The following is a 10403-nucleotide window of genomic DNA, read 5'->3' as shown; positions in this document are numbered from 1 at the left end:
TCTTTACTGCATATGGAATAGGTGCTATTATTGGGGTATTGGCTTCAGGATTGCTAATGGATTTTCTTAATAGTTATAATGCAATCTTTTATTTTGTAATAATTTCATGTGTTATAGGCATACTGATATCACAAAAGATTATAAAAACTAATGAAATATAATATAAATAACATGAAAAGCAAGAAGTTAAAAGCCATTAATGTAGTTGAATATTAAAATTAAGGACTTTTAAAAAACGGTCAGTAGATTTAAAATAAAATTAATCTACTGACCATTTTGGTCTGTAAAGGACAATACTATGAGTTAAGCATATTTTCAGTTACCTCTGGGTGGTAAAATAGTTGTCACTATAGGAATGTTTTTGGGTATTGAAGTTGGAAAAATATAAAAAGAAATAGTTAAAATGATATTTCATTAAATAAATTATATTAGGGGTGTTGTTAAGAACCGCACCGTAAGTGATGCTCCAGATCTTTGATTTGGTGAGCAGAACTTATATACTGTATAAATAAACGTGAAAAATAGATTATCATAAGTAGTAAGATAAAATATTTTAATATAAAATTTTCAATAAAATGGTATAATTAGTAGTAAATAATGTTTATATAATCTATATTTTTAATATATAGTATAAAATGTTAGTTTAATCAATTTGAAAGGGCATGTAATAGATGGATAAAGAGGTTAAGTTAATAATACTAAGAGGCAATTCAGGAAGTGGTAAAACTACAACAGCAAAGGCATTACAAAAGAAATTTGGGCATGGTACCATGTTAATATCACAAGATGTTGTTAGAAGAGAAATGTTGTTTGTGAAAGATGGTCCNNTGTCCTGATACAGAAGCAATTAAATTATTAAATGAACTTGTACTATATGGGAAAAAGCATTGCAATATTGTAATTTTAGAAGGTATTTTAAATTCAAGGTGGTATAGAAAACTATTTGAAAATTTACATAATGAGTTTGGTAATCAAATTTTTGCATATTATTTTAATATACCTTTTGAAGAAACTTTAAATCGTCATAAACAAAAACCTAATGCACATGAATTTGGGGAAAAAGAAATGAGAAAATGGTGGAATGAAAAAGACTTAATAGATATGATTCCAGAGGTATGTATACATAAAGAATTAAGCTTAAATGAAATAGTGAATATTGTTTATCAGGATGTTGTAAAGTGAAGGCTATAATTTTAAACTCGGCACTGGGTGTTGGAAAGAATACTTATTGATACTACACAAAGAGGGGTTGAAGAGATTAGAGATTTGTTTGTAGATTCTATATTAGCAATTGCAAAGGAGAATAAATAGATGTCTAAATATATTGATTTAAGTTATACCATAGAAAATGGACTAAGTACTCATCCTTACGATGAAGAGCTAAAGTTATATCAAAATAGATTTTTGGTTAAAGACAAATACAATGACACGAAACTAGAAACTGGTATGCATGTTGGAACTCATATTGATGTTGTCAGCCACATGTTAGATAGTAATGTTTTAATAGATGATTATCCAGCAGATAAGTTTATTGGAAAAGGATGTTTACTTGATGTTAGAAACCAAGATGTTATTAAAATGAAAAAGATGTATTTAGATATTGTGGAAAAGGATAGCATAGTGCTTCTATATACCGGTTTTGAAAACCAATTTGGATGCGATGATTACTTTACTAGCCACCCCATAGTGGAAAAAGAATTAGCTGAATTTTTTATAGATAGAAATATTAAGATGATTGGCATGGACTTGCCATCTCCAGATAAATACCCTTTTCAAGTTCATAAAATGCTACTAGAAAAAGATATTCTTATTATTGAAAATATGAGAAATCTCGGGAGTTTATTGAATGTAGATGAATTTGAGATTATTGTATTGCCTCTTAAAATAAAAGCGGAAGCATCGCCTGTGAGAGTTGTAGCTAGGATTTAAATTTAAGAATACTAATTCAAAAAATTGATAGTACAACGATACTGAGAACTCTACTATAAATAATAAGAAAAACAGTTGTTAAAATTCCATATAATGTTATGTTATAAATTCGTTGTATTAACATAATTTACATGATAAAATTTATATATAACTTGAATTACAGAAAATTGTAACTTCAAATTATTTATAGTATTTAGAAGAGGTGAAACTCATTATGAGAAACAAACTAGGTAATTACTCAGTGCAGTTAATATAATCTGATAGCAGATTGTACTGAGATAATAAGATATTTGTTATCAGTTAACTGCATTACTTTTCAAATTAAATTATCATATTTAGTATATTATGAAAAGGAGTAGTTAAATGAATAGAGAAGAGTTTAAAAATTATTTAAAAAATGAGGAAAAGAAAGGTTTTCAGGGATGGGATTTCTCGTATCTTGATGGTAGATGGCATGGAGAAAATATACCATGGGATTATGAAAAAATCTTATTGTCTTATTTAAAAGCAGAATATAAGCTTTTAGATATGGGAACAGGAGGAGGAGAATTTCTACTTACTTTGGATCATCCGTTTTGTAATACAGCTGTAACAGAGTCATATGAACCTAATGTTGTAATTTGTAAAGAAAGATTAGAACCTGTTGGGATAACGGTTAAGCAGGTTTTTGATGATTCAAGATTGCCTTTTGAAGATGATTCTTTCGATATAATAATTAATAGACATGAATCCTATGATATTGGTGAGATTAATCGAATATTAAAGGCTGGAGGGTATTTTATTACTCAACAAGTAGGTGGAAAAAATGATGTAGATTTATCTGAAAAGATAATAGATAATTTTGAGTCGTTGTATCCTACTCATGACTTAAAACATAACATTCAGGGTTTTGAAAATAACGGATTTGAAATTCTTAAGTCAGAAGAGACTTTTACTCCTATACGTTTTTATGATACAGGAGCGTTGGTATACTTTGCGAAAATAATAGAATGGGAATTTCCTAGTTTTTCCGTTGATACTTGTTTTGAAAACTTATGTAAAATAGAGAAAGAACTCAATGAAATTGGGTATATAGAAGGAACAGAGCATAGATTTCTTATTGTTGCTAAGAAGTTAGCAACATCTAATAAGACAGGAAATTTTAGATTTAATTATTAGAATAAGATGCAGTTATAGATTTTGAACTTGGGTGTGATAGGATAAATTGCACTATAAATAAATGCTAAATTTACGAAAGTCTAGTAATAAATGATGTAAAAATGTAACTCCAATCTTTTAATAGGTTGGAGTTTTTGTGGTACAAAATTACAATGAGAAAGACTTCCCCCCTGGCAAATATAAATTCTTTAAATTCATGTGTAATCTGATTTATTTGTGTATAAGCGCTTCCTCTTAAAAAATATCTTTTGTTGTTGATATAACGTTAATTTTTATAGCTTATGAAGTATGATATGTTTCATAATTTGTAAATAATTGATTATGAATGTAGTGTTTATAAATATGTACTGCAATTCTATTAGGTGTTATGTAAAATATTTATAAATTAATAAAAAAATACATTGTAAATATTTACATTAATATATATATATGTTATATTTAATGGGATTAGTTAACTTAGTTATATTTAAGAGGGGATGTTAAATATGAAAAATTCAAAAAAAATATTTGTAGCTGCTAGTGCATGCGCAATGACTTTAAGTCTTGCAATTAGTGCTTATGCTTTATCTGTTGAGAATGGAGAATTACAGTATACAGGAGGGCAAAATAGCAGTATTGTTTATTCAACTATAGAAGATGCAAAGCCAGATAATGATAAATATTATAAAGTTAAAGCTACTGTTACAGTTGGTAGTAATACTACTACTAGTGGATGGTGCGATGACTATGCTCATGCTGAAGCATATAGATCATTTTGGTCTAATGAAAAGTCATACTATGACTATTATCAAAGATAATTTAGAAATAATAACATTTTAAGTACAAATTTATAATAGCTAATTTAACTAATCTTATTACATATTCAAATGGAGGATTTATGAAAAAGTTTTTGAGTATTTTTCTTATAGTGCAAATGCTGTTATTTTCATATATATTTAATCAATCTGTTTATCCAATATATATGCTAAATAACTTCGGAGATTCTGATTTAAAATCTTATGCTATTGAAAATTCCACAGGAAATGCGCTGAAGGATTTTTATGAATATTTTGATAAAACATATTTAGAAGAAGATTTAGCAAAATTACAGATAATAAAAATGCCTATGACTAGCCTTAATAATACCACTTATGAAATATATCATTCTAAGTTAGCAGATTTATCTAAAGAAAAATCTATATCAAAAGACAAGACATTTATTTATTTAAACTTAGAAGAAGAAGATTTTATAGATAACACAGGGGTTTTTTATACAGATTTATCTATTGAGCAATTAAATACTATAGGAAAGCACTTGAATATTTCTATAAAAGAACACAATGAAAGTACAGTTGAATATGATGAAATATTAAAACTAAATGGATTAGACTTTGCAGTTTTGATGATATTAACAATATTAGTTTTATTTATTTACACTTTTATGAGAATAAAGGTTAATGCATTAAAAAAAATGATTGGATTTTCTCCATTTAGGATGATATTAGATTCATGTAAAGAATTTATATTTATTAATTTATTTTCTATAATATTAGCTATTATTGTACATGCAGTATATTATTCTATTAACCATATTTTTGTTATGAAATATTATATAGGCTTACTAATAGGGTTATTACTAATATTATTATTAAATGTTTGTCTTCTATTTTTAACACAAATAAGTATAAGATTTATTGATATTAGTTCTATGATAAAAAATAAGGTTTACTCTGATAGATTAGTTTATACATTACAAGGTACAAAGTTTTTATTAATAATAATTATTACTATAACATTAAATGTAACTTTGAGTAATTATAGTTCCTATAAAGAAAGTGTTGATAATTTAGATAGATATAGGGAATTAGATAACTTTTATACTGGAAAGGGATATAATTCTCAAGAATATGATAAAGTTTTTTTAGATAAAAATGAACTAACCTATATTAGCTCTAATATAAAAAATCTATATGATGATCTAAACTCTAATAGTGAATTGTTATTTGAAAGTGTTAATATGGTAAGTTATATTAGTAGTACAAATTTAAATTCTGATAACACATCCATAGATAATTTAATGAATTCCTATAAAAAAAATTACGTGATACTAAATAATAATTATATTAATAAGTTTCTTGAATTAAAGGACGATAACAACAAACCTTTAGGTAATTTAAGTATTAATGAGCCATGCATATTGGTACCTAAAAAATATAAAGATAAGGAGTCTGAGGTTAAGAAATATTATATAGATATGTATAATGATTTAGTAAATTATGATGTATATGAAGGGGTGCCATCGGATTCTAAAAAAAATATAAGGGATATAAAAATATTATATCTAAACAATGATATAGATTACGAATTTTTTTTACTAAAAAATAATGATAATTATAAAACAATAAAAGATTCTATTATATTACTTGATACTGGACAATTTTCTGGACTATATTATCTTAATTGTCTTAGTAATCAGCAACTATCTTTTTTACTAGATAATAGAGAAATATTTAGTAAAAAGCTATATGAATATAAACTTGATAATTTAATTAATGCAGCTACATTACTTACTCCATACATGGATGAAATTAACTTCAATAAATTTGTAATGCTTCAATCCTTAATGTTTTCTATAATATTTATAATTACACTTTTATTTGTATTATATACAGCAAATTATACAGAAATTATGGTAAATAAAAAAAGATTTGCCATTGAATATACCATGGGATTTACTAGTGTAAGAAGCCTATTTCCTAATTTAGTAATTACAATTATTATGAGTTGTTTAATTATCCCTGCCTACTTATTTAATATCAATGTATATATATATATATTAATTCTTATTATAGATTTAATGTTGTTATTTAGTTTATACAAGATATTTATTATAAAAAATGCTCATGAGGTTTTAAAAGGAGGATAAATTTTGAATATATTAACACTTAAGAATGTATCAAAGGAATATAATAAAATTTCTGTTTTATCCAATGTTAATTTAATAGTAAAAAGTGGAGAGATGATAGCAGTTATGGGGGAAAGCGGGAAGGGTAAAACAACCTTATTAAATATAATTGGATTAATATCAGATAAAAGTGGCGGTGATATTACCATTTATGATTATAATAATCCTCGAATTAACTCTAAAGAATCAATGCTACTTAGAAGGAATAAAATTGGATATCTATTTCAAAACTATGGTCTTATAGATGATGAATCTGTTTTGTGGAATTTAAAGTTAGCATTAACATATAAGAAGATGTCTAAAAAAGAAAAGAATGATAAAATAGATAATTTATTAAATGAGTTTAATATTTTAAAGCTTAAGAATAAAAAGATTTATCAATTAAGTGGTGGTGAACAGCAAAGAATAGCTCTTATACGATTAATTTTGCAGGAAAGTAATTTGATTTTAGCGGATGAGCCTACAGGTTCTTTAGATGAAGAAAATAGAAACTTTGTTATTTCAGTGTTGAAAAAATTAAATGATGGAGGAAAAACAATTATTATTGTAACACACGATTCTTATGTAGGTTCACAATGTGAAAGAATCGTTAATATATAAATAATTAAGCTATCCTTAAAGTAAAAATGGCTTCCCTTTTGATTCAATGAGCAGCACAAATTACATTGCTAATATGAATAAATTACAATTGGCGATGTTAGCCTATAACTTTAATAATTGTTTTAGAACACTGGCTTTATCAAAGTCTATGAAATCTAACAGAATGGAGACTATTAGGTTGAAGCTGATATAAAGTCCCTAGAAAAACTAAATCTAAAATTTCAACTTTAGATTTAAAAATAATATTTAAAAGATACAAAATACACCGAATTCATTATTGTAAGGAAATGTATTCGATAAATTCTTTAAAAATAAATTCGGTTAATAATTCAGGTTAAATTAATTAATAAATAATGATTAACAATATAAAAAGCTACGTATCTAAAATTTACGTAGCTTTTCACATTTTATTTTTCATTTTTACTTATATAGAGTTATTTCACTTTCATTTACATTAACCAATCTGCTCACAATTATTTTTAATATCTGTTATAACATTCATGATTTCTCTTGCATCATTTATGTTATCTTTGAATAAGGTGGTGATACTGCCAAGACTTCTGAAGGGTTCTTCCATAAGAACTCTATTGTCCTCTATAATTCCATTAGCTACAATGTAGTCTACAATAAGTTTTACAAATCTTATTTGTATTACATTGAGATTCTCTTCACTAAGAAATTTACTAAAGGCCTCATTAGCTGCTTCTCTTTGAAGTCCTACTATTTTTCTCACTAGCTTGGTAACTGGAGTATTTCCATACTCTTTTTCATATTCTGCTTTGCTGCCAAGGTCTTTCCATAGGATACGTTCTAAGGTTTTCATATCTTCTTTTGTGAGTTTTTTATTATTACGAAGTTTGTATATAGCTAATTCATCTTTATGCTCTTTTAGGTAATGCTCCACCTTTTTCTTATAATCCTTAAGGTCATTACTATTATATATTGCTCCATTTTCATTGATTTCAAGGATTTCATCTTTAAAGTTGGTGTAATATATCTTTTGGCCATCTTTTTCGATAAACCTAATAAGGTCTCTTAAGGCATTTCTTACTTCTTCAAGGTCAAGGATATCTGCACTTTCCCAGAACTCATCTGTTAGAACTTTTTCAATGATATGTTTTTGCTCCATAACCTTTGGGATTGTCCCTAATTTAGAAAGCTGCTCTGCTGTATTAATAATAGCTTTTATAGGCTTTGTGGCATTTTTGTTTTGCAAATATGCAAGGTCCACTGTATAGATAAGACAATCAAATCTTTTGGCAAGTTCATCATCATTAAGTGGTGTAATTAATGGTGAGATGTACTCCTTTATATCAGCTACACTTCCCGTTCCTAAGGCATTCCATGGCTCATTGTTTTTATAGATTTCTACATATCTTTCATGGAGCTTTACTTTAAAGTTTTCTCTATTTAGGCTTCTTACATCCTCTAAAAGTTCCCTTAAGATGTCTTTTCTATAATGAATATAATCTTCTTCTTGATACTTAATATCCTGAAGTTCTCTTAAAATATCAACTTTAGTGTTAAAGATTCTCTCCGTTAAGCTATGGGTGCCCTTACTCTCCATGCCTTTAGGATTAGCTCTAAAGAATTCAAAGTTAGTACAAAAATCAAATATATAGAACTGTTCCTTGTTAAGTCCCACTCCAAGGAGGTCAGTGCAGAGTCTTGTACCTCTTCCTATCATCTGCCAGAACTTAGATTTAGAACGTACTTTTTTAAAGAACACAAGGTTTAATATTTCAGGGATATCAATACCAGTATCAAGCATATCTACAGATACAGCTATTTGTGGCATCTTTTCCTTTGTACTAAAATCATCTATCAAGGTATCTACATAGTTAATGCTATAATCTATCTGCTTTATAAAGTGTGAGCCATACTCTGGAAAGATTATATTAAACCTATCTACAATAGCCTTGGCATGGCGACTACTTTTTGCAAAGATAATTGTTTTTCCAAGTTTATCGCCACCCTCAACCTTTAGGCCTTTTTCTATAAGCTCTCTAAGAACCATATCTATAGTATTTCCATTAAAAAGCCATTCATTAATAGCACTATTTGAAATGTTATCATCTATATTTTCATCTTCTTCAAAGGTTTTTTCAAATTCATCCTTTTCCTCATCACTAAGGTCGTCGTAATAAATTCCCTTTTCTATAAACTTAGATTTAACCTCTATGGACCTATAATCTACCAAAAATTCATCCTCTACAGCTTTTTCTAGTTCATAGGCAAAGGTTGGTACATTATTCTCCAGCTCAAAAATGCTATAGGTATTCTTATCAATATCATCCTTTGGAGTTGCAGTAAGTCCAAGGAGCATAGCATCAAAGTACTGAAAAATATCTCCATACTTTTTATAAATACTTCTATGACTTTCATCAATGATTATAAGGTCAAAATGTCCAGGAGTGAAAAGTTTTCGTCCATCCTTGCTTCTTTTCTCATCTATAGCATTCATCATAGTTGGATATGTAGAGAAAATCATTCGAGCCTGCTCTGGATTATCTTTATTATCTAATAAGTTGCAAAGCGTAAGACTTGGTAGTAGATTACTAAAGTTATTCTTAGCTTGCTTCACAAGAGCCTTCCTATCTGCAAGAAATAAAATATTTTTCACATGATTATGTCTCATTAATATATCAACTATAGAAATGGCAGTTCTTGTTTTACCACTTCCTGTAGCCATAACGAGAAGCATCTTTCTATGCTTAGTTTTTATAGCTTCACATACAGACATAATTGCTTCCTTTTGATAATAACGGTTAGAAATATCATCATTAATCATTACATTATCAAAGGAGATTTTATTACTTCTTCTATCAACTATAAGTTGTAATTCATCCTTAGTGAAAATTCCACTTACAGGTCTTTGAGGATAGTCCTCTGCATCATTGATATAATTTATGTCAAAGCCATTGGTGGTAAAAATAAGAGGTCTTTGCATGTATTGATGCTCCAAAGAATCTGCATAAAGCCTTGCTTGCTGAGAACCCACATTAGGGTCCTTACTTGTTTTCTTAGCCTCAACCACTGCAAGAGGTTTTCCGTTATTACCATAGAGCACATAATCTACAAAACCTGTACCTGCAGCATTAGGCATTCCCTCCACTGGTACTTCTACAAGACAATCCGTGCCTATATTCCACCCTGCCAGCTTAAGCTCAACATCAATATATTTCTTTCTTGTCTCTGACTCACTTAGCTCATCAACTTCAAAGTCATAGCTTTCAGTATTGCTTATTCTTTGCTCCGTCATAGTCTTACGTAAAGATTCATTATCTTTGCGTATATCTTCAAGTTTTTTATCCTTTGAACTTAGCCTATCATAAAGGTCTCTAAGTTCCTGAGGTCTTGTACGTTTTTCTTCACCTTGTGTTAGAATACTCTCATTAAAATCTTTACAAGTATATTCATCTGCATAACAATAATCAATCCATCTTACCACTTCATGAAGATTCCTAAGAGAAAGCACAGCCTCATCCCTTGTAATGCTAGCATTTGTATGAACTGCAGTATTACCAAGTTTAATTATGTATTTAATAAGTGAAAACAAAGATGGGTCTATAATCTGCCTAAAGGTAGTCTCATGAATAAGACTTGAAATATTATCTTGATAAGGAACTGTAAGATCATTATCAAAACTATAAACCCACTTAACAGCAAGCTCCACTGCTCTCCTTGAAAGAATAGCACAAGTAGCAGGTGACACAAGAAGGCTCTTCTCCGCCTCCACTGCACTACTTGCAAAGCTTTTAAATATATGTTT

General features: G+C 28.2%; 7 protein-coding genes and 1 pseudogene. 7 read left to right on the top strand and 1 reads right to left on the bottom strand.

The annotated features are described in order from the left end of the window. Nucleotides 1-671: 671 nt before the first annotated feature. The 7 genes and pseudogenes from B2671_RS06340 to B2671_RS17570 form a co-directional block, all read left to right on the top strand. Complete coding sequence (locus B2671_RS06340) at nucleotides 672-836, top strand: AAA family ATPase (protein ID WP_346869647.1); 165 nt, start codon at nucleotides 672-674, stop codon at nucleotides 834-836. Nucleotides 837-1311: 475 nt separating this feature from the next. Continuing rightward, nucleotides 1312-1929, top strand: coding sequence for a cyclase family protein (locus B2671_RS06335; protein WP_346869646.1), 618 nt, complete (start codon nucleotides 1312-1314; stop codon nucleotides 1927-1929). Between the two features lie 363 nt (nucleotides 1930-2292). After that, nucleotides 2293-3087 (top strand): class I SAM-dependent methyltransferase, encoded by a 795-nt coding sequence (locus B2671_RS06330; RefSeq protein WP_346869645.1) that lies wholly within the window; start codon nucleotides 2293-2295, stop codon nucleotides 3085-3087. A gap of 485 nt (nucleotides 3088-3572) precedes the next feature. Next, on the top strand, nucleotides 3573-3884 hold the full coding sequence (locus B2671_RS06325; protein WP_346869644.1) for a hypothetical protein: 312 nt from the start codon (nucleotides 3573-3575) through the stop codon (nucleotides 3882-3884). Nucleotides 3885-3964: 80 nt separating this feature from the next. Beyond that, nucleotides 3965-5992 (top strand): hypothetical protein, encoded by a 2028-nt coding sequence (locus B2671_RS06320; protein ID WP_346869643.1) that lies wholly within the window; start codon nucleotides 3965-3967, stop codon nucleotides 5990-5992. 3 nt (nucleotides 5993-5995) lie between these two features. Then, on the top strand, nucleotides 5996-6631 hold the full coding sequence (locus B2671_RS06315) for a putative bacteriocin export ABC transporter (protein WP_346869642.1): 636 nt from the start codon (nucleotides 5996-5998) through the stop codon (nucleotides 6629-6631). A 34-nt stretch (nucleotides 6632-6665) separates the two neighbouring features. Beyond that, nucleotides 6666-6824: pseudogene (locus B2671_RS17570) on the top strand (transposase); the annotation flags it as partial. A 261-nt stretch (nucleotides 6825-7085) separates the two neighbouring features. Here B2671_RS17570 and B2671_RS06310 read toward each other — a convergent pair. After that, the coding region (locus B2671_RS06310) for a DEAD/DEAH box helicase family protein (protein WP_414632619.1) at nucleotides 7086-10403 on the bottom strand (3318 nt) is incomplete at its 5' end.

The organism is Clostridium sp. UBA5119, assembly GCF_002414285.1.
Taxonomy (GTDB): Bacteria; Bacillota; Clostridia; order Clostridiales; family Clostridiaceae; genus Clostridium_J; species Clostridium_J sulfidigenes.
This window is presented reverse-complemented; position numbering and strand designations above follow the sequence as displayed.